This window comes from Streptomyces sp. NPDC047000, assembly GCF_040644295.1.
In the GTDB taxonomy this organism is placed as follows: Bacteria; Actinomycetota; Actinomycetes; order Streptomycetales; family Streptomycetaceae; genus Streptomyces.
Genome location: NZ_JBEYWE010000001.1, coordinates 683,836 through 704,256, shown reverse-complemented (window position 1 = coordinate 704,256; position 20,421 = coordinate 683,836). Strand labels below are relative to the sequence as shown.

Annotated in this window: 14 protein-coding genes and 1 pseudogene; 5 read left to right on the top strand and 10 right to left on the bottom strand. The window is 72.7% G+C overall.

The features are described 5' to 3' along the window. Positions 1-7 precede the first annotated feature (7 nt). The 8 genes and pseudogenes from ABZ862_RS02835 to fucO form a co-directional block, all read right to left on the bottom strand. A complete protein-coding gene (locus ABZ862_RS02835; RefSeq protein ID WP_360951085.1) occupies positions 8-826 on the bottom strand; it encodes a phospholipid scramblase-related protein in 819 nt (272 codons plus the stop codon). Between the two features lie 52 nt (positions 827-878). Next, entirely contained in the window at positions 879-2,933 is a 2,055-nt protein-coding gene (locus tag ABZ862_RS02830) for a phosphocholine-specific phospholipase C (protein WP_360951082.1), read from the bottom strand. Positions 2,934-3,186: 253 nt separating this feature from the next. After that, positions 3,187-3,999, bottom strand: coding sequence for a class II aldolase/adducin family protein (locus tag ABZ862_RS02825; protein ID WP_360951079.1), 813 nt, complete (start codon positions 3,997-3,999; stop codon positions 3,187-3,189). Then, positions 3,996-5,489 (bottom strand): rhamnulokinase family protein, encoded by a 1,494-nt coding sequence (locus ABZ862_RS02820; protein WP_360951077.1) that lies wholly within the window; start codon positions 5,487-5,489, stop codon positions 3,996-3,998. The genes ABZ862_RS02825 and ABZ862_RS02820 overlap by 4 nt, the downstream gene beginning before the upstream one ends. Position 5,490: 1 nt before the next feature. Then, positions 5,491-6,666 (bottom strand): L-rhamnose isomerase, encoded by a 1,176-nt coding sequence (rhaI, locus tag ABZ862_RS02815; RefSeq protein ID WP_360951074.1) that lies wholly within the window; start codon positions 6,664-6,666, stop codon positions 5,491-5,493. Positions 6,667-6,731: 65 nt separating this feature from the next. Beyond that, positions 6,732-7,037: pseudogene (locus tag ABZ862_RS02810) on the bottom strand (L-rhamnose mutarotase); the annotation flags it as partial. 1 nt (position 7,038) lies between these two features. After that, on the bottom strand, positions 7,039-8,388 hold the full coding sequence (locus tag ABZ862_RS02805) for an MFS transporter (RefSeq protein ID WP_360951071.1): 1,350 nt from the start codon (positions 8,386-8,388) through the stop codon (positions 7,039-7,041). A gap of 216 nt (positions 8,389-8,604) precedes the next feature. Next, entirely contained in the window at positions 8,605-9,753 is a 1,149-nt protein-coding gene (fucO, locus tag ABZ862_RS02800; RefSeq protein ID WP_360951068.1) for a lactaldehyde reductase, read from the bottom strand. Between the two features lie 383 nt (positions 9,754-10,136). Here fucO and ABZ862_RS02795 point away from each other — a divergent pair, with 383 nt between their 5' ends. Beyond that, positions 10,137-11,330, top strand: a complete 1,194-nt coding sequence (locus tag ABZ862_RS02795; protein ID WP_360951065.1) for an oxygenase MpaB family protein — start codon at positions 10,137-10,139, stop codon at positions 11,328-11,330. A 693-nt stretch (positions 11,331-12,023) separates the two neighbouring features. Here ABZ862_RS02795 and ABZ862_RS02790 read toward each other — a convergent pair. Both ABZ862_RS02790 and ABZ862_RS02785 read right to left on the bottom strand, forming a co-directional pair. Then, on the bottom strand, positions 12,024-13,310 hold the full coding sequence (locus ABZ862_RS02790) for a TetR/AcrR family transcriptional regulator (protein ID WP_360951062.1): 1,287 nt from the start codon (positions 13,308-13,310) through the stop codon (positions 12,024-12,026). 408 nt (positions 13,311-13,718) lie between these two features. Next, positions 13,719-14,393, bottom strand: a complete 675-nt coding sequence (locus ABZ862_RS02785; RefSeq protein WP_360951059.1) for a helix-turn-helix domain-containing protein — start codon at positions 14,391-14,393, stop codon at positions 13,719-13,721. 367 nt (positions 14,394-14,760) lie between these two features. Between ABZ862_RS02785 and ABZ862_RS02780 the strand changes: the two genes are divergently transcribed. The 4 genes from ABZ862_RS02780 to ABZ862_RS02765 all read left to right on the top strand — a co-directional run bounded on the left by ABZ862_RS02780 (position 14,761) and on the right by ABZ862_RS02765 (position 20,421). After that, the gene (locus tag ABZ862_RS02780) at positions 14,761-17,661 is read left to right on the top strand and encodes a BTAD domain-containing putative transcriptional regulator (protein WP_360951056.1); all 2,901 of its coding nucleotides are present in this window, start codon (positions 14,761-14,763) and stop codon (positions 17,659-17,661) included. A gap of 206 nt (positions 17,662-17,867) precedes the next feature. After that, positions 17,868-18,845 carry an ABC transporter substrate-binding protein gene (locus tag ABZ862_RS02775; protein ID WP_360951053.1) on the top strand — a complete coding sequence of 326 codons (978 nt, stop codon included), beginning with the start codon at positions 17,868-17,870 and terminating at the stop codon, positions 18,843-18,845. Further along, complete coding sequence (locus tag ABZ862_RS02770; protein ID WP_360951050.1) at positions 18,842-19,615, top strand: ABC transporter permease subunit; 774 nt, start codon at positions 18,842-18,844, stop codon at positions 19,613-19,615. The genes ABZ862_RS02775 and ABZ862_RS02770 overlap by 4 nt, the downstream gene beginning before the upstream one ends. Continuing rightward, entirely contained in the window at positions 19,612-20,421 is an 810-nt protein-coding gene (locus tag ABZ862_RS02765; RefSeq protein ID WP_360951047.1) for an ABC transporter permease subunit, read from the top strand. Before ABZ862_RS02770 ends, ABZ862_RS02765 begins: the two co-directional genes overlap by 4 nt.

Sequence of the window (20,421 nt, the reverse complement as noted above, 5' to 3'; positions counted from 1 at the left end):
GGGCCCGTCAGCCGAGGCCGCGCGAGTCCTGCTTGAGCGCCGTGTCGACGGTGAGCGCCGTCGCCACGACAAGGCTGCGCAGCGGCTCGGGCAGCTGGAAGTGGATCTGCAGGACGTAGTTGTCCGCGGTCGTGAACAGGGTCTTGGCGAGGCCCTCCCAGGTCTTGGTGATCCGGGCGACCTCCTTGTCCGTGTGGTCGACGATCGCGAAGTTCCACGCCCGCCAGTTCTCGGCCTTGATCGCGCCGACCTGCTGACCGCCGGCCATCATCGCGAAGTTGATCTTCCCGATCATGTTCTTCTGGACGATCTCGCCGACCTGCGACCCGTCCGGACGGGTCACGACCACCCGGGACTTGATGAACTTCGCGGGCCGGGTCAGCAGCAGCTGGGGCTGGCCGTGGGCGTCACGGATCTCCAGCCGGTGCGTCATGAACTGGTCGAGGCTGGAGACGAAGCGCAGCACCTTCTTGAAGGCGTTCTGCCCGACCTCGGTGACCGAGGCGATCTGGTTGCCCGCCTGGTCGAAGACCTTGTACTCGTTCGTCACCTCGATGAGCTTGGCCTTCTGGTTCACCACCAGGACCGGCTCGGTGAACAGGGTGCCGCCGCCGGGGCCGCTGGGCGCGACCCCGGCCTGCTGCTGCACCTGCTGCTGGACGCGCGGATCAGGCCCCGCGGCCTGATGCGGCATCTGCGGAGCGGGCTGCCCCTGGCCGACGTGGGTGTGCTCCGTCCACTGGGTACCGTCCCAGTAGCGCTGCGTCTGAGCGGCCCCGTGCGGGTCCGGGTACCAGCCTGCAGGCGTGTTCGATTGCGTGGTCACCGGGGCACACTACCGCGAGGCGGCCGGAAAGCAACCAACTCCATGGCCCGGATCAGACCGTCACGATTGCGGGGTCGCTCACACCGGCCCGCCCGTTCTCGACATGTCCGGCGAACCGCCGCAGGAACGCCGGTTCCGTACCGTACGTGACACTCAGGTCGTACCAGCGCCTGCTCGCCGCGAGGCCGACGGTCCGCCGCACGGTGGCACCGGGGCGTACCCGGACGGTCGTGGCGCGCCGCCTGCCGTAGCCGTCGGTGAGCTGCAACTCGGCCGTGACGCCGCCCTTGTTGGTGAAGGTGAGCTCGATGTCGTCGCCGGTGTGGCGGGCGGTGACCTCCGGTCCGGCGGCACGGCCCGGACCCCGGAAGACCCGGAGGAAGCCGTTGGGGCCGTGCACCGTGAGGTCGTACGAGCCGTTCGAGGCGGCGGAGTTCCAGGTGTCGGAGAGGGAGGCGCCCGCCGCGGTGGTGTAGGTCCACGGTCCGTCGGCACGGCTGCCGGAGGTGACGAGGAAGGCGGCACCGGCCGCGGGCCCGGAGGCGAAGGTGAGCGTGTACGTCCCGGCGGCCGGGTCGACCGAACCGTCCACCAGGGGCGCGTACTTGAGCGGGCGGGTGGCGCGCAGGCCGCGCTCCTGCCCCGGCAGCGCCGGCTCGGCGGGCGGGGCCGGGACATAGTCCGGGTGACGGACCGTGTCCGGGGGCCGGTAGCCGTCGGTGTCCGGCAGGGCGACGGGGCGGACGTCCTTGCGGGAGAAGTCGAAGGCGGCGGTGAGGTCGCCGCAGACCGCGCGCCGCCAGGGCGAGATGTTCGGCTCGTGCACGCCGAAGCGCCGCTCCATGAACCGGATGATCGAGGTGTGGTCGAGGGTCTCCGAGCAGACGAAGCCGCCCTTGCTCCACGGGGAGACGACGAGCATCGGCACCCGCTGGCCCAGCCCGTAGGGACCGGCGACATGGCTGCCGTCGCCCTTGAAGAGGTCCGGGCCGGCATCGACGGTCGACCTGCCCTGGGCGGCCGAACCGGGCGGGAACGGCGGGACGAGGTGGTCGAAGAACCCGTCGTTCTCGTCGTAGGTGATGAACAGGGCCGTCTTCGCCCACACCTCGGGTGCGGAGGTGAGCGCGTCGAGGACCTGAGCGACATACCAGGCACCGTAGTTGGCGGGCCAGTTGGGGTGTTCGGTGAATGCCTCGGGGGCGACGATCCAGGAGATCTGCGGCAGCCTGCCGCCCTTGACGTCGGCCTTGAGCCGGTCGAAGAAGCCCTCGCCCCGGCGGGCGTCGGTGCCGGTGCGGGCCTTGTCGTAGAGGGGGTCGCCGGGCCGGGCGTTCTGGTACTGCTTGAAGTAGAGGAGCGAGTTGTCGCCGTAGTTGCCGCGGTAGGCGTCCTGGATCCAGCCCCAGCCGCCGTTCGCGTCGAGGCCGTCGCCGACGTCCTGGTAGATCTTCCAGGAGATGCCGGCCTTCTCCAGCCGCTCCGGGTACGTCGTCCAGCCGTACCCCGCCTCGTCGTTGCCGAGGACCGGCCCGCCGCCGCTGCCGTCGTTGCCCGTGTGTCCCGTCCACATGTAGTAGCGGTTGGGGTCGGTGGAGCCGATGAACGAGCAGTGGTAGGCGTCGCAGACGGTGAAGCTGTCGGCGAGGGCGTAGTGGAACGGGATGTCGTCACGGGTGAGGTACGCCATCGTGGTCGCGCCCTTGGACGGCACCCACTTGTCGTACCGGCCGCCGTCGACGGCGGCGTGGCCGTCGTTCCAGCCGTGCGGGAGGTCCTGGAGGAACGCCATGCCCAGGTCGTCGGCGTCCGGGTGGAAGGGCAGCAGGTCCTTGGTGCCGTCGGACTGGTACCAGACCGGCTTGCCGTCGGGCCGCGCCACGGGATGCGGGTCGCCGAAGCCCCGGACGCCTCTCAGGGTGCCGAAGTAGTGGTCGAAGGAGCGGTTCTCCTGCATCAGGACGACGATGTGCTCGACATCCTCGATCGACCCGGTGCGATGGTTGGCGGGCAGTGCGGCGGCCCGCTCGATGCTGCTGGAGAGCGCGGTGAACGCCGCTGTGCCGCCCGCGAGTTGGAGGAAGCGACGCCGGTTGACCTCGGGCATGGCGAAGGAACCCTCTCGTCCTGTGGTGCCGGTTGTCCAAAGCTCGGTCTGTGGAACGCGGTGCGAGTCTGGCAAGCGCGGCGAACGGGAGGGAAGGGTGCGGTGGCACCCGCGTGAAACTCGGCGGTACGTGCGGAACGGGCCGCGGTCGACCGCCTGTCGGGGAAAGCACGGTGCCCGTCCCGGGCCAGCCGGGACGGGCACCTCACGCGCGGGGACGGGGAACAGCGTCCCGCCACCGAAGCCGCGCGCGTCAGTACAGCGTGGTGCTGACGTCGAACGCCTCGATGACACTGCGCAGTTCGTCGTCGCTCAGGCCCTGGCTGGGCGAGCCGGTCTGGGTGTTGATCGCCTCGTACATCGCGCCGGTCTCGGCGTACTCGATGGCGTCGACGGCCTTCAGCGGGCCGTCGTCGGAGCGGACCATCAGGCCGTGCTTGGCCCAGATGACGATACGGGCCCGGCGCAGCCCCGCCACCGACGCCTCCTGAAGCCGCTTCGAACCGGGGACCATGAACTCCAGGAACTCGACGCCCTCGGGGAGCTGGACGATCGTCTCCGGCTCCCAGCGCAGGATCTGGCGGGAGAACTTCACCGAGTCGGCCGGGCCGTGGTGGCTGAGGGCGACCAGGTACGGCGGCTGCGCGTGCACCACGGAGTGCGGGCCGGTCAGGCCGCGACGGCCGATCTGGTCGTCGTGCACGGCCAGGTGGGAGTTGAACTCGCTGGTCGGGCGGGCGTAGGCCCGGTCGTCGGCGTAGCGCAGCGTCGCCGAGCCGTCGGCGGCGATGCTCACGGCGGCGACCGCCGCGGTCGGTGCGGTCCCGACGTCGCGCAGCCGCTGGCCGGAGCCGGTGACCAGGACCGTCCATCCGGCGAGCGCCGGGGCGGGGCCGGGCAGTTCGAACTCCTCGACGTTCGGGAACGTCGCGGCGAGGTCGGCGGGGGTCGGCAGGGCGACGGAGATGTTCCCGGCGCCGGCCTCGCAGGCGTGGATGGTGTCGAGCCGTGCGCCGGCCTTGCCCATCTCCTCGAGGATGGTGCCGACGGGGGGAAGGGTGGTCATGGCATTGCCTTTCGGGCGAGGGGTGAACCGGGGTCGGGGGTGTAGGTGGTGACGGGGCAGGACGCGGCGACGATGTCGCGCAGCGCGTCCAGTCCTCCGGTGAGCACGCCGAGGGCACGGGCCTGGACGAGTGCGTTGCCCAGGGCGGTTCCTTCGGCCGGTCCCGCGTGCACGGTCAGACCGGTGGCGTCGGCCGTGGCCTGGCACAGCAGGTGGTTGTGCGAGCCTCCGCCGACGATGCGTACCGCGTGGACCGGGGTGCCGGACAGCTCGGCGGCCTCGCGCACGGCGGCGGCGTAGGCCAGGGCGAGGGAGTCGACGATGCAGCGCACCGTCTGCCCCCGGGTCCCGGGTGCGGGCCCGCCGGCCCGGGAGACGGCCTCGGCGATCCGGCCGGGCATGCCGCCGGGGGCGAGGAACGCGTCGTCGTCGGCCCGTACGAGCGCGGCGCCGGCCGGTTCGCCGGCCGCTTCCGCGAGCAGCTCGGCCAGCTCGGCCTGCCCGCCGTCGGCGGCCCACTCGCGCCGGCACTCCGACAGCAGCCACAGTCCGGCGACGTTGCGCAGGTAGCGCACCGTGCCGTCGACGCCGAGTTCGTTGGTGAAGTTGGCGTCCCGGCTCGCCGGGGTCAGGATCGGCGTCCCGAGTTCGAGCCCGACCAGCGACCAGGTGCCGGACGAGATGAACGCGACCCCGCGGCGCAGCCCGGGGACGGCGGCCACCGCCGAGGCGGTGTCGTGGGAGCCCACCGCGATCACCGGCGTCCCGGGGGCGAGACCGGTGGCCTCGGCGACCGCCTCGGTCACCGGGCCGATGACGGCGCCCGGTTCGACGAGGTCACCGAACAGGTCCTTGCCGATGCCGAGCGCGTCCAGGACGCGCGGGGACCAGGAGCGGGTGGACGCGTCGAGCATGCCGGTGGTGGAGGCGTTGGTGACCTCGGTGACGGCGACACCGGTGAGGGCGTACGCGATGAGGTCGGGCATCAGCAGCAGCCGCTCGGCGCGGGCGAGCCTGCCGTCGCCGGCGGCCCGGCCGCCGGGGGCGAGCCCGGCGGCCTCGGCGGCCAGCTGGTAGACGGTGTTGAACCGCTGGTGCTGGATCCCGGTGACGGCGTACAGCTCGTCGGTGCCGAGGTGTCCGCCCAGCAGCCGGACCCCCTGTTCGGTGCGCCCGTCGCGGTAGCTGACGGGCGCACCGAGCAGGTTCCCCTCGGCGTCGAGAAGCCCGTAGTCGACGCCCCAGGTGTCTATGCCGACCGAGTCCACCGGGCCGGTCGCCGCCGCCCGGCGCAGTCCCTCGACGACGCCCGCGAGCAGGGCGTCGTAGTCCCACACCAGGTGACCGCCGTCGTCGCGCGCCCCGTTGGGGAACCGGTGCACCTCGGTGGCGGTGAGGCCGCCGGGGCCGGCCTCGACCGCCATCACCCGCCCCGAGGTGGCGCCCAGGTCGACGGCGGCGACGCGCGCCGTGGCCGTCGGATCGGACATGTCAGGCACCCCAGCCGGCCTGCGTGCCGCCCACGCGCTCGTCGGCGACCTTCTTCTCGTACCCCGAGGCGCGGAAGGCGGCCAGCGGGTCGCCGGCCAGGCCCTGTGCCTCGCGCAGTGCGGCCAGCGCCGGGCGTACGTCGGTGTGGTAGGCGTCCATGAGGAGACCGTTGGCGGCGAGGACGTCGCCGGAGCGCTGCGCCTCGGCCAGCGCGTCGGCGTCGATCAGCAGCGCCTTGGCGGTGGCCTCCTGCACGTTCATCACCGAGCGGATCTGGCCCTGGATCTTGGGCTCGATGTTGTGGCACTGGTCGAGCATGAAGTTGACGCCCGACGCCGGGGCCAGGGCGTCGGCCTTGACGATCTCGTGCATGATCCGGAAGAGCTGGAAGGGGTCCGCGGCGCCGACCATGAGGTCGTCGTCAGCGTAGAAGCGCGAGTTGAAGTCGAACGCGCCCAGGCGTCCGGCGCGCAGCAACTGCATGACGATGAACTCGATGTTGGTGCCCGGGGCGTGGTGCCCGGTGTCGAGGACGACCTTGGCGCGCTCGCCGAGGGCCAGGCAGTGCAGCAGGGAGGTGCCCCAGTCGGGGATGTCGGTGGCGTAGAACGCCGGCTCGAAGAACTTGTACTCGATGAGCAGCGTCTCGTCGTCGGCCATCGCGGCGTAGATCTTCCGGAGGGACTCGGCCAGGCGTTCCTGGCGGGCGGCCAGGTCGTCCTGGCCCGGGTAGTTCAGGCCGTCGGGCAGCCACAGCTTGAGCTCCTTGGAGCCGGTGGCGTGCATGACGTCCAGGCACTGAAGGTGGTGGGCGACGGCCTTGGCGCGGATCGCCGGGTCGGGGTTGGTGAGCGAGCCGAACTTGTAGTCGTCGTCCTGGAACAGGTTGGAGTTGATGACGGAGATCGCCACGCCCTCGGCGCGGGCGTGCTCGGCGAGCGCGGTGTAGTCGTCCACCAGGTCCCACGGGATGTGCAGGGACACGCGGGGGGTGATGCCGGTGTAGCGGTGGACCTGCGCGGCGTCGGAGAGCTTCTCGTACGGGTCGCGCGGGGTGCCGGGGGTGCCGAACACCTTGAAGCGGGTACCGGAGTTGCCGAACGCCCAGGACGGCAGCTCGACCGTCTGCTCGCGCAGTGCCTGCTGCGCGGCGGGGGTGAAGGTGGCGGTGGTCATGGCTGGTCCTCTCGCGCGGACGGGTGGGGGGTGGTCGGCAGGCCGGCCGCGGTGAGCCGGTCGTCGAGGTTGAAGATCTCGGGCAGGACGCGCATGCCCTCGTCGGGGGCTCCGTCGGCGGCGAAGAGCCGCGACATGGCCTCCTGCCAGCGGGCGTTGACCTCGGTGGCGGCCATCCGCCGCTGGGCGGCGGCGTAGGAGTCGACGTCGGCGACGCCGACGAGCAGCCCGTCGTCGGACAGGTGCAGGGTGTAGTCCCGCCAGCCGGTGTCCCGCAGCGCCTCGAGCATCTCGGGCCACACCTCGGCATGGGCCTTGCGGTAGGCGTCGAGGTGCCGGGGGTCGACCTGCGAGACGAAGCAGACGCGCATCTCAGGCCACCGTGTCGGACGTGGCCTCGGCGGCCGGCGCGGGAACGGCGAGCTCGGCGTCCAGGTCGCCGTAGCGCTCGAGTTCGATCTCCTTGAGGGACTTGCCCTCGGTGTCGGGTGCCCAGACGAGGCCCACGACCAGGCCGACCAGCAGGAGGCTCATCATCAGCGTGCCCACGAAGTGCACGCCGTTGTTCGCCAGCAGCGTCGGCATGGCGTAGGAGATCAGGCCGCAGGCGATGCGGACGGCGAAGAACAGCACGCCCTGGGCGGTGGAGCGGTAGACGGTGGCGAACAGTTCGGCGGTCCACAGCGCGTAGAAGGCCTGGGCGCCGATGCCGGCGGAGATGCCCCAGATGACGGCGAAGGCGATGAGCACGGGCACGGAGCCCGGTGCGAAGGCGAGCAGGGCGCAGGCCACGACGGCCATCACCGCGCCGATGCCGTACAGCGTGCGCCGGGACATCCGGTCGCCGTACTTCATGAAGCCCCAGAAGGTGGCCGCGACCGTCAGGCCCCAGACCAGGACCTGGAGCAGGTTCTGCTGGACGGCGGACGTCACACCCGCGGTGTCGTAGATCCGGGGCATGAAGATGCCGGCCTGGCTGGCCCACAGGTTCCACAGGCCGTAGACGAGGAACAGGAAGACCAGTGCCCTGACGTTCTGCCTGGCGGAGAGCAGTTCGCGCAGTCCGCGCCGGTTGCGGCCCGCGGCGACCTGCTTCTCGTTGGACTCCTTCCAGGTGTCCGACTCGGACAGCCCGCGGCGCACCCACCAGGTGACGAACGCGATGACGAAGAGGTGCGCGAAGATGATCCGCGAGCCGAGCAGGCCCAGCGGGACGAGTGCGGTGGCCAGGGCGAAGCCGATGAACGGGCCGATGGACCAGGCGAGCTGCGCGGTGCCGACGTGCTTGGCGCGCTCCTCGGTGGGTGCCTCCTCGGCGATGTACGTCCAGGCCACCGGGACACCGGCGCCGACCGCGATCCCGGTCAGCACGATGCCGGTGAACAGCATCCAGGTCGCGCCGGCGAAGACCACCAGCAGCGTGCCGAGCATGTACAGGATGAGGTCGTACGTGTAGATGAACTTCCGGCCGTACCGGTCGCCCAGCGGGCCGCCGATCATGGCGCCGATGGCGGCGCCGAAGGCGTTCGCGGAGATCGCCGCGGCCAGGCCGACGGCCGTGTTCGACAGTCCGAACCGGTCCTGCCACAGGGACAGGGACGTGGCGAGCGCGATGATCGAGCCGGCCTCGATGTAGTTCGACATGGCCACGGCGATGGTCGCCTTGTAGCCGGACAGGGACCGTGTTCTGGTCCCGGGGGCATTACCACTCTGCAGATCCATCTCAAGCCTCTTTGCTTGGGTGAGGTGCGGCGGAATGAAACGATTCAATCAGTGGATCGGACGGAACCCCGAAGGGTTCCGGGGGGTTCCGGGGGGTTCCGGGGGGTTCCGGGGGGGGCCGGGAAGCGGGGGCGGGCTGCCTGCCGGCCTTCCGGGGGGATTCCGGAAGGCCGTGGCGGTGACGGGTCGGGGACCGGGGTCCGCGGCGGACTCCGGTCAGAGGACCGACCGGTACAGCGCCTCGATCTCCTCGACGGTGGCCGTGCGCGGGTTGCCGCCGGCGCACACGTCGTCGTAGGCGGCCTGGGCCAGGGCGGGCAGGTCCTCCTCCTTGGCGCCGATCTCGCGCAGCGAGACGGGGTTGCCCAGGTCGCGGGTCAGGGCGGCGACGGCCTCGACGGCGGCGGCGCGGGCCTCGTCCAGGTCCAGCTTGCCGGTGTCGATCCCGAACGCGGCGGCGATGTCGCGGTACTTCTCGCCGGTGGCCCCGGCGTTGAACGCCATGACGGGGGCCAGCAGGATGCCGTTCGCCACGCCGTGCGGGGAGGAGTAGAACGCCCCGAGCGGGTGCGCCATGGCGTGCACCAGGCCCAGGCCCACGTTCGAGTAGCCCATGCCCGCCACGTACTGGGCGAGGGCCATGCGTTCCATCGCGGTCGGGTCGCCGTCGGCGGCGGCGGGCAGCGAGGCGGCGATGGTCTGGATGGCCTTGAGGTGGAACAGGTCGGACAGTTCCCAGGCACCCTGGGTGACATAGCCCTCGATGGCGTGGGTCAGGGCGTCCAGACCGGTGGCGACCTTCAGCGCACGGGGCGCGGTGGCGATCATCTCGGGGTCGACGATCGCGAGGACCGGGATGTCGTGCGGGTCCACGCACACGAACTTGCGCTGCCGCTCGGTGTCGGTGATGACGTAGTTGATGGTGGTCTCGGAGGCGGTGCCCGCGGTGGTGGGGACGGCGACGATCGGTACGGACGGGTTCTTCGTCGCGGCGACGCCCTCCAGGGAACGCACGTCGGAGAACTCGGGGTTGGCGGTGACGATGCCGACCGCCTTGCAGGTGTCCTGCGGCGAGCCGCCGCCGATCGCGATGAGCACGTCGGCGCCCGCGGCGGCGAACGCGGCCACGCCGGCCTTGACGTTCTCGATCGGCGGGTTGGGGGCGACGTCACTGAAGAGGTCGTACGGGAAACCCGCCGCGTCGAGCAGGTCGGTGACCCGGCCCGTGACGCCCGTGTCCACCAGCACCTGGTCGGAGACGACCAGCGCCTTGGTGAAACCGCGGGCGGCGAGCTCGCCGGGGATCTCCTTGATCGCGCCCGGACCGAAGTACGCGGTCTGGTTCCAGATCATTCGCTGTGCCACGCCAGAACTCCTCGGATTGAATCGTTTCATTGCGTGGCTCAAACCATAACCGCGGCCGGGTGGCGGCGCAGGGTCGGAGGTCCCGACTTGCCAGGACCGGTGGTACTTGACGGCACGCCCGGAGCGGCGGCGCAGGTGCACCCGCACCGGGCCGGGGACAGGGACGCCGGGTGGCTGACCGGCCGCGGACGCACCCCGCCGCCGGACGCCCCGGAAGGTCGCGCGGGCGGCGTCCGTCACGACCATTGCCGACGGTAACGCGCCCCGCTATGTTAATCGGAAATCACGTCGCCCCACACGACCGGTCACACGACGGTCACGCAACTGACAAGTCGGACATGGCACTAAGCGCCAACTCGCCCATCAGGAAAGCGGGTAAGTCAATGGACAATCTCAGCAGGCGAAGAGTCTTATCCCTAGGTGCCGCGCTCGGTCTCGTGACCGTGATGGACAGCAGCAAGGCATGGGCGTCCCCGTCGGCGGCCGCGACGGGTACCGGTGCGGAGTACGTCTGGGACAGCGCGGCGGATCCGCTGGTGGCGTCGCTGATCGAGAACGGCCAGGTCGCGTCGGTCAACTCCGCGATGGCGACGTGGGTGAACAACAACGACCCGCTGCCCAGCGGCCTGCCCGCGGACCTCACCACGTATCTGCAGGGGGTCAACCAGCTGCCCAGCTGGGCCGATCCCGTCAAGCTGGCCCGCGCCTCCGACTTCAACCGGCGGCGGGACACCTACCTGTTCATGCTGTACGGCCTGGGCAGCGGGATCATGAGCACCGTGATCCCGCGCGAGGCCAGGAGCGTCTACTGGTCCGCGGGCGGCGCCGACATGCAGAACCGGGCGGCGAAGACGTTCACGTTCGGCTACGACCTGGCCCAGCTGGGGGCGTTCGACCCGACGGGACAGTTCATCGTCACCGCGAACAAGACACGCCTGGTGCACGCCGCGGTGCGCCATCTGCTGCCGCAGTCGCCCCAGTGGGCGGCGGTCACCAACGAGGCCGTCCCGATCAGTGCCGCCGACATCCTGGTCACCTTCCACAGCCTGGGCACCTTCGTGCGGCGGAGGATGCTCGACTGGGGGGTCCCGATGCCGGCCGCGGACCAGGACGCCTTTCTGCACTCGTGGCAGGTCGCCCTGCACCTGCTCGGTGTGCCGGACACGTACATCCCGCAGACCTGGGCCGCCGCGGAGGCGCAGTCCGCGCAGGTGCTCACCCCGATCCTCACGTCGACGCCCGAGGGCATCGAACTGGCCAAGGACCTGCTCGGTCTGACCGCACAGATCGATCTCGGGGTCACGCGCGGGTTCCTGAACGAGTTCGTGCGCTATGTCCTCAGCGACCAGATCGGTGACTGGCTGGGGCTGACCCGGGACTACGCGGCGGCGGCCCTGGTCCGCACCGCGTGGCCGGCCTACATCATGTTCCGTGAGGGGCTGTCGCCCATCATGCCCGGCACGTTCTACGTGATGGACCAGTTCATCCGCGCCCTGGCCATGCTGTTCCTCAACAAGGGCACCTCCCCGACCACCACCCTCATCACGATCCCCACCGGGAACCGGCCGGCCGCCTGAGCCACCGTCCCGCCCCCGGACGTGCCCGCCCCTCGGCAGAGCCGTGCCGAAGGGCGGGCACCCGTACGGGATGCCGGGCCCGGCGGGTAGGCGGGTCTGCATGTCCGGCGAGTCCGGCGGGTCCGGCGGCTCAGCAGGCCCAGCGGCCCGGCAGACCCGGCAGACCCGGTGAGTCGGCAGACCCGCCAGACCCGGCAGGCCCGGGAGGGCAGCGGATCCGTCGGGCCAGCAGGTCGACGGATCCGGCAGGCCCGACAGGTCGCCAGACCCGGTGGGCCCGACAGGCCCGGTGGGTCAGCAGGCCCGCCAGACCCGGCAGGCCCGGGAGGGCAGCGGATACGGCAGACCCGGCAGGCCGGCGGGTCCAGCCGGCACGGCGGATTCGGCGAGACGGCGGCCCGGCAGGTCGGCAGGTCGGCAGGCACAGCGGACCCGGTGGGTCAGCAGGCCCGCCAGACCCGGCAGGCCCGGGAGGGCAGCGGATCCGGCAGGCCCGGCAGGTCGCCAGACCCGCCAAACCCGGTGGGCCCGGCAGACCCGGTGGGTCAGCAGGTCCGGCAGGCTCAGGCGGGCAGCGGATCCGGCGGGACGGCAGGTCGACGGATCCGGCAGGCCCGGCAGGTCGGCAGGCGCGGCGGATCCGGCGGGACGGCGACCCGGTAGGTCCGGTGGGTCGGGCCCGGCGGGGGTTGTTCAGATGCCCAGGGCGGCCACGAGCAGGGCGGTCACGGCGTCGCGGTGGTGCTGGTCGTCCCGCCACCGCAGTCTGCGGCCCGCCTCGACCGCCACCCCGAACCCGGCGTGCACCAGCACCCGGGCCTGACGCGGGTCCAGTTCCGGCCGGGCGAGGCGCAGTTGCTGTTCCCAGACGGCGATGTGTTCACGCTGGGCGAGGGCCAGGGACCGCCGCAGGTCGGCCGGCAGACCGGCGAGTTCGGCCTCGGCGACGCTGTTGAGCGCGGTGTACTCGAAGCTGTAGGCCACGTACGTCGCCGCCAGCGCGACGACGGCGTCGTGCGGGCCGGCCACCCCTTGCAGGCTCCGGGCCACGCCCTGGGCCAGCAGTCCGGCCGCCTGGAAGCAGGCGGCCGCCAGGATGTCGACCTTGCCGGGGTAGTGACGGTAGAGCGCCGAGGGTGCCAGTCCCACGGCCTCCGCGATCTGGCCGTTCGTGACACTGGCGAACCCGTCCCGTGCGAACAGCGGGATGGCTGCCGCGAGGATCTCCGCGCGCCGGGTGCCCGGGACCGGCTGGGCGGGCAGCTCGACGGGCCGCGCGCCCCCGCGGACCGCCGCGGGATCGGTCGCGGCGACCCGGAGCGCGGACGCCAGCAGCAGTTCCTCGGCCCGGCGCGGGGTGATCGAGGTGTGGTGCATCGTGACGGACCCGATCGCGCCGAGGGCCGCCACGGCCCGCAGACCCGCGTCGGGCAGGGCGTGTTCGCGCTGCACCGCCTCGTCGACCCGTCCGACGAGGTGCCCGAACCTGGCCTTCAGATTCCGGCGGTCCTCGCGCTTGAGGTACCGGGCCTCCCAGCGGTACACACCGCCCGACGCGCGGTGCGCGACGGTGACCCGGGTGACGGCGGAGAGCACCTCCGTCAGGGCCGCCCCGGGCGGCACCTCGTCGAGCGCGGCGACGAGCCGGTCCGCCATGAGCTCGGCGCATTCCGCGAACAGCGCGTACTTGTTGGGGAAATGCCGGTACAGAGCAGCCGCGGTGATCCCCACGGCGGTGGCGATCTCCTCCATGGACGCCCGGTGGTAGCCCCGCTCGCTGAAGACCCGGCCGGCCGCCTCGACGATGAGCTGCTTGCGGTTCCGGGGCCTGGACCCCGTCCGGCGGATCACGCCCGGGACGGGCGGGCCCGCGCCGACGGGAGGTCCGCCGACCGCCCCCGGGGAGGTACTGCCGGAGGCGTCACCGCCGGTCGCCGACTCCCGCATGCCCGGCCGCGCCCGTGCGGGAGGGACACCCACCGTGTGACTCCCTCCTCCGCCTTGCGACTGCGCGACGTCCCGGCCCCCCGCTCACCCCGGCCGACAAATCCCGCCGGTCTCCTCCGGCGTGATCCGCCGAAGTGCTCCGCCCGGCGGGCCCTGGTGGCCACGGCCGGATCGACGGTCACAGCCGAACGGACGGATGCCGCGACGGGGCCGTGCGGATTAGTCAATCACACTCGCTCCCCGCGGGCAGGGACCCGCGGCACTCCGTCCGCACCGGTGATCACCCATGGCCGGGACAGGCCCCTGACCGGCTCTTCACGCCGTCACGTCCGCCCGGCGGGAGCCGCCGGGCGCGCCCGGCACCGCCGCCGCACCCCTGAATCCGGCCACGGCACGGGAACCGGTGGCGGGGCCTGCGCCGGGCATCCGCCGCCCGCCGGCTCACCGGCCGCGCAGGGCCGCGCCGATCACCCTTCCCGTCTGCCGCACCACGCCCGCCAGCCGGTCCAGGCTGTGCGCGGGACCGGTCACGACGCTCAGGGACGCCAGCGGCACGCCGTCCGGTCCTGGCACCGGCACGGCCACACAGCACACGCCGGCCGCCACCTCCTCCCGGTCGAAGGCGACGCCCCGCTCCCTGATCGCCTCGGCCTGCCGTTGCCAGGACCCGGGCAGCGGGCCCAGCGGGAGCCGCGGGCCCGCCCCGGCGACCAGTACCTTGCCCGCCGCGGTGAACCACGGCCAGCCCCCGCCGTCGAGCGGCCGGGCGGGCGCACCGGTGGTCTCACCGGGCGTCCAGTCCAGGACCAGGGTCTGTCCCTCCCGCAGGACGTTGAGCGCCACCGCCGCGCCCGTGACGCGCGCGAGACGGCGGGCCGGTGCGCGGGCGGCGGCGCGCAGGCCGGGGTACGGCTGCCAGCCCTGTCCGAGCCGGAAGATCCGCGGCCCCATGCGGTAGCCCTTGCGGCTCCGCTCGACGGCGCCCAGGGCGACCAGTTGCTCCAGCAGACGGTACGCGGTCGTCTTGGGCAGGCCGCACTCCGCCGCGAGTCTGGTCGGTCCGGCCTCTCCGGCCCGTTCCACCGCACCCAGCAGGGCGAAGGCTCCCTCCAGCACACTGCGTCCGCCGCCGTCGGACGGATGCGGAGACGCCGCCGGATGTGGAGACGCCGGCGGGTGCGGTGCGGTGTGCCGGTCCTGCGGCGCGTACGGGCGGTCCGGCCGCCGCACCGCTGGTTCCGTCGTCCTGGTGACGGTGACTCCCCGTTGTCCGTCCACGTCCCTCTCCCCCCGGATACCGCCGACCGGCGCTCGTACCGCCGTTCCCCGCGTGCGGTGCGCCGCCGTGCGTGGACACTCCACGCCCTCGCAGACTGAGAAGTCCGCGGCATCAGACTGAGGTCCGGGTGTGGCTGGGAACGTTGTCGACAGGTTGTCGCCCGGCACGGAAATGTGTGTGCCGGGTGGCCGTGGTGGGGGGAGCGTGGACGTCGTGGTGGAATTGCGCCTTCTCGGCCCCGTGGAGCTCTCGGTCCGGGGCCGGACCGCCGAGGTCGGGCCGCCTCAGCGGCGGACCGTGCTGGCCGCGCTGGCGGTGGACACCGGCCGGCCCGTCCCGGCCGACGTACTGATCAGGCGGGTGTGGGGTGCCGATCCGCCCGACGGGGCACGGCGCGCGCTGCACGCCCATGTCGCCCGGCTGCGCCGGCTGTGCGAACAGACCGAGGACGCGGGACCTCCCCGGTTACGTCTGGCGCGCCGCTCCGGCGGTTACCTGCTGGAGGCCCGTCCGGACCATGTGGACATCCACCGGTTCCGGCTGCTGACGGGCCGGGCCCGGGAGACGGGGCGGAAGGACGAGGCGCGGGCGGCGCTGCTGCGCGAGGCTCTCGGGCTGTGGCACGGGGAGCCGCTGGCCGGGCTCGGCGGGCAGTGGACGGCGCAGGTGCGCGAGACCTGGCGGCGGCATCATGTGGACGCCGCGGTCGCCTGGGCCCGCGCGGAGTCGCGCCTCGGTGACCCCTCCGCCGTGATCGGCCCGCTGACCGAACTCCTCGGCGCGTACCCGCTCGTGGAGCCGCTGACCGAGGCGCTGATGCGGGCGCTGCACGCCGCCGGCCGCGGCGCGGAGGCGCTGGACTGCTACGCCGCCCTCCGCGAACGGCTCGCCGAGGAGCTGGGCGCGGATCCGGGTGCGGAACTGCGGAAGGTCCACGAGGCGATCCTCCGGGGAGGTCCGGCCGCATCCGCCGCCCGGCCGGCGTCCTCTACCCCGGTCCGGTCGGCTCCCCCGCCCGCCGGGACGGCCCCCTGGCCGGGTGCGACGCCCAGTCAGCTCCCGGTGGACGTAAGGGGGTTCGTCGGGCGGGGCAGGGAGCTCTCCCGGCTGGAGGACATCCTCGCCTCGGCGGCGGAACAGCCGTCGGCGGTGGTGATCACGGCGGTGTCGGGCACCGCCGGGGTGGGCAAGACCGCGCTGGCCGTGCACTGGGCACGACGGGCCCAGCAGGTCTTCCCCCACGGCCAGTTGTACGTGAACCTGCGCGGGTTCGGACCCGGCGGATCGGTGATGAGCCCCGCCGAGGCGGTACGGGGGTTCCTGGACGCGCTGGGTGTGCCGCCGGCCCGGGTCCCGGCGAGCCTGGAGGCGCAGACCGGCCTGTACCGAAGTCTCCTCGCCGGCCGCCGGGTGCTGGTGGTGCTGGACAACGCCCGTGACGCCGAGCAGGTCCGCCCGCTGCTGCCCGGGGCGCCCGGGTGCCTGGCGCTGATCACCAGCCGGAGATCGCTGACCGGTCTCGCGGCCACCGAGGGGGCCCAGCTGCTGACCGTCGGGATGCTCACCCCGGAGGAGGCCGGGGAGCTGCTGGTCCGGCGGCTGGGCGCGGAGCGGGTGACGGCCGATCCCGGTGCCGTCCGCGAGATCGTCGGCCGGTGCGCGGGCCTGCCGCTCGCGCTCGCGATCGTCGCCGCCCGGGCCGCCGCGCAGCCCGAACTGCCGCTGGCCGCCCTCGCCGGGGAACTGCGCCGGGCCGACCGGCGGCTGGACGCCCTGGACGGCGGTGAGGCGAGCAGCGAGGTACGGGCGGTGTTCTCCTGGTCGTACCGGGCGCTGGGGCCGGAGGCCGCCCGGGTCTTCCGGCTGCTGGGCCTGCATCCCGGCCCGGACGCCGGGCTCCCGGCCGTCGCCGCGCTGGCCGGTGTGCCGGCCGCCCGCGCTCGCGCGCTGACGGCCGAACTGGTCCGCGGCCATCTGCTCACCGAACAGCCCGCCGGCCGGTACGCCTTCCACGACCTGCTGCGTGCCTACGCGGCCGAGCTGGTCGCCACGCATGACGGCGAGGGGGCGCGGCGCACCGCGACGCACCGCATGTTCGACCACTACCTGCACACCGCGCACCGGGCGGACGCCCTGCTGACCCCCCGGCCCGCCCCGGTTCCCCTGCCGCCCGCCCTACCGGGCTCCGCCGCCGAGGAACTGTCCGGCCACCGGCAGGCGCAGGCGTGGTTCACCGCCGAGCATCCGGTCCTGCTCGCCGTGGTGGAGCAGGCGCACGCGGCCGGTCTCCCCGGTCACGCCTGGCGGCTCGCCTCGGCCCTGACGACGTATCTCGACCGGCACGGCAACCGGCGGGCGCTGATCGCCGCGCACACCGCGGCGCTGGACGCCGCGCGGCGCCAGGGCGATGCCGTCGGGCAGGCGGAGGCCCATAGGGGGCTCGGGCTCGCCGAGGACCGGCTGGACCGTCCGGACGCGGCCCGCGCGCACTATCTGCGGGCGCTGGAGCTGTTCGGCGAGGCCGGCGACCATGCCGGGCAGGCCCGTATCCATCTGCACCTGTCCCGGATGTCCGAGGCCCAGGGGCGGCACCGGCAGGCGCTCGGTCACGCCCACGACAGCCTCGCGCACCACCGTGCCGCCGGCGACCGGGCCGGGCAGTCCGCCGCGCTGAACCACATCGGCTGGACGCTCGCCCAGCTCGGCGACCACCGGCAGGCCCTGGCGTACTGCCGCCGGGCGCTGGAGCCGGCGTACGAGACCGGGGACCTCAACGGTCAGGCCCATATCCAGGACAGCCTCGGCTACATCCTGCACCGGCTCGGCGAGCACGCCGAGGCCGTCGACCGCTACCGGCAGGCCGTCGACCTGTTCCACCAGACGGGCGACCGGCACGGCGAGGCCGCCGGTCTCGTCTGTCTCGGCGACGTCCACGACGCCACCGGCCTGCCGCAGGCCGCCCGTACCGCGTGGACCCGGGCGCTGGCCGTCACCGCCGGTCTCGGTCTCCCGGACACCGATCCGCTGCGTGCCCGGCTCCTCGAACGGCTCGGACTCCTTCCCGACGGCACCGCCGCCCCCACGTCACGTCCGGCCCCGGCCTGAGGCCGGGCGACAGGGCCGGCACCCGGGGTCGGCACCCCAGGCCGGCACTCCAGGTCAACTGTCAACAATATTGTGAGCAAAAAGCATTGACCCGAACCTGTCAGCGCTCTACCGTCCCGCTGAGCGCCCACCGAGCACGCACCACTGTGCGCCCTGGGCGCAGCCCGCCGGAACACCCCTGCACCGTTCTTCGCACAGGAGGAGCCATGCGTCGTCTGCTCGTCGGCCTGGCCGCCGGAAGCCTGCTGATCACCGCGACGGCCTGCGGCTCGTCCGGGGGCGGGGGCGGAGGGGGTTCGAACGGCTCCTCGTCGTCCGGCGGCACCACCGCCGTGAAGGTCGGCGTCATCCCCATCGTCGATGTCGCACCCCTGTATCTCGGTCAGAAGCAGGGCTTCTTCGCCCGGCACGGCCTGAAACTGAGCATGACGACCGCGCAGGGCGGCGCCGCCATCGTGCCGGGTGTGGTCAGCGGCCAGTTCCAGTTCGGCTTCAGCAACGTGACCTCCCTCATGATCGCCCAGTCGCAGAACGTGCCCGTCAAGGCGGTCGCCAACGGCGTGGCCTCGACCGGTACGACGGGCAAGGACTTCGGGGCCGTCGTGGTGAGGAAGGACAGCCCGGTCAAGTCGGCGGCCGACCTGCAGGGCAAGAAGGTCGCGGTCAACACGCTGAAGAACATCAACGAGACCGCGGTCCGCGCGTCGGTGCGCAAGGCGGGCGGCGACCCCGCCAAGGTCACGTTCGTGGAGCTGGCCTTCGACCAGATGCCCGCCGCGCTCGACAAGGGACAGATCGACGCCGCGATGGTCGTCGAACCCGCGCTCGCCACGATCGTCGGCCAGGGCGGCCGCCAGATCGCCTCCCCCTACCCGGACGTCGCCGCCGGCCTCACCGTGGCGATGTACTTCACCTCCACGCAGTACGCCCGGCAGCACCCGGACGTCGTCAAGAAGTTCCAGGAGGCGACGGCCGAGTCCCTCGCCTACGCCGACGCCCACCCCGACGAGGTACGGCAGATCGTCACGACGTACACCCAGATCCCCGCGGCGGTGCTGGCGAAGGTCACGCTCCCCAAGTGGCCGGCCACCGCGAACCGCGCGTCCGTCGAGGCGCTGGAGAAGCTCGGGCAGCAGGACGGGCTGTTCAAGACCGCCCCCGACCTGGACAAGCTGCTGCCGTGAAGGGACTGAACGCCGTGCTCGGCGCGGCCGGGCTCGCGGTCTTCCTCGCCCTGGGCGAGGCGGTGCCGCGGCTCGGCGTCGTCAAGGAGGAGTACTTCCCGCCGACCAGCAGGGTCGCCGTCGCCCTGGGGCACGAGATCACGGACGGCGCCTTCTGGTCGGCACTCGGCGACACCCTCACCGGCTGGGCGCTGGGCCTGGCCGTCGCGGTCGGCGCGGGCATCGCGGCCGGGGTGGTCCTGTCGGTGGTGCCGTATCTGCGCGCCGCCACCGCCTCCACCGTCGAGTTCCTGCGGCCCATCCCCTCCGTCGCGCTGATCCCGCTGGCCGTGCTGCTCTACGGGACCGAACTGCGCTCGGTCCTGCTGCTGGTGGTGTACGCCTCCTTCTGGCAGGTCCTCGTCCAGACCCTGTACGGCGTCCAGGACGTCGACCCGGTCGCCGAGCAGACGGCACGCTCCTACGGCCTCGGCACCTGGGCGCGGATCCGTCATGTGCTGTGGCCCACGGCGCTGCCGTACGTCATGACCGGCGTACGGCTCGCGGCGGCCGTGGCGCTGATCCTCGCCATCACCGCCGAACTGGTCATCGGGGCCCCGGGTCTGGGCAAGCGGATCGCCGTCGCGCAGACCTCCCAGGCGGTACCGGAGATGTACGCGCTGATCGTCGTGTCCGGGCTGCTCGGGCTGGTCATCAACGTGGGCGCGCGGGCCGTGGAGCGGCGGGCGCTGGCCTGGCACCAGTCGGTGCGCGGGGAGGCGGTCGTATGAAGCCGGCCGCGCGACGCCCCGACCGGGCCCGGCGGCTGCTGCTGCGCACGGTCCTCCTCCTCGGCCTGCCCCTCCTCCTGACCGCTCTCTGGTGGCTGGCCTCCGACGGCTCGACGAACGTCTACTGGCCGCCCCTGCGCACCATCCTCACCACCTTCCCCGACGTGTGGACCCGTGCCCGGCTCCGCTCGGACGTGGTGCCGAGCCTGCTGCGGCTGGCCGCCGGGTTCGCGGTCGCCGCCGTCGTCGGGACCGGGCTCGGCACGGTGATCGGCTCCTACCGGCGGGTGCGGGCGTTCTGCGAGCCCGTGCTGGAGTTCCTGCGCGCGGTGCCGCCGCCGGTGCTGGTGCCGGTGATCATGCTGTTCGCCGGGATCGGCGACACGATGAAGATCCTGGTGATCGCCAGCGGCTGTGTGTGGCCGGTGCTGCTCAACACCGTCGAGGGGGTGCGGGCGGTGGACTCCGTGATGACGGAGACGGCCCGGTCCTACGGCATCACCGGTGTCGCCCGGCTGCGGCACCTGGTGCTGCGCTCGGCGAGCCCGCAGATCTTCGCGGGGCTGCGGCAGGCGCTGTCGATCGGCATCATCCTGATGGTCATCAGTGAGATGTTCGCGGCCAGCAACGGCATCGGCTTCACCGTGGTGCAGTTCCAGCGGAGTTTCGCCATCCCCGACATGTGGACCGGGATCCTCGTCCTCGGTCTGCTCGGCTTCGTCCTGTCGGTGCTGTTCCAGCTGGTCGAGCGGCGGGTGCTCGGCTGGTACCACGGGCTGCGCGCGTCCCACCGGAGCTCGCCGTGA

What these genes read in the sequence shown, in the direction of transcription:
- ABZ862_RS02820 (WP_360951077.1), bottom strand. Translation starts at nt 5,489, where the DNA reads ATGTCCGATCCGACGGCCACGGCGCGCGTCGCCGCCGTCGACCTGGGC.
- ABZ862_RS02825 (WP_360951079.1), bottom strand. Translation starts at nt 3,999, where the DNA reads ATGACCACCCTTCCCCCCGTCGGCACCATCCTCGAGGAGATGGGCAAG.
- rhaI (WP_360951074.1), bottom strand. Translation starts at nt 6,666, where the DNA reads ATGACCACCGCCACCTTCACCCCCGCCGCGCAGCAGGCACTGCGCGAG.
- ABZ862_RS02795 (WP_360951065.1), top strand. Translation starts at nt 10,137, where the DNA reads ATGGACAATCTCAGCAGGCGAAGAGTCTTATCCCTAGGTGCCGCGCTC.
- ABZ862_RS02805 (WP_360951071.1), bottom strand. Translation starts at nt 8,388, where the DNA reads ATGGATCTGCAGAGTGGTAATGCCCCCGGGACCAGAACACGGTCCCTG.
- ABZ862_RS02765 (WP_360951047.1), top strand. Translation starts at nt 19,612, where the DNA reads ATGAAGCCGGCCGCGCGACGCCCCGACCGGGCCCGGCGGCTGCTGCTG.
- ABZ862_RS02830 (WP_360951082.1), bottom strand. Translation starts at nt 2,933, where the DNA reads ATGCCCGAGGTCAACCGGCGTCGCTTCCTCCAACTCGCGGGCGGCACA.
- ABZ862_RS02775 (WP_360951053.1), top strand. Translation starts at nt 17,868, where the DNA reads ATGCGTCGTCTGCTCGTCGGCCTGGCCGCCGGAAGCCTGCTGATCACC.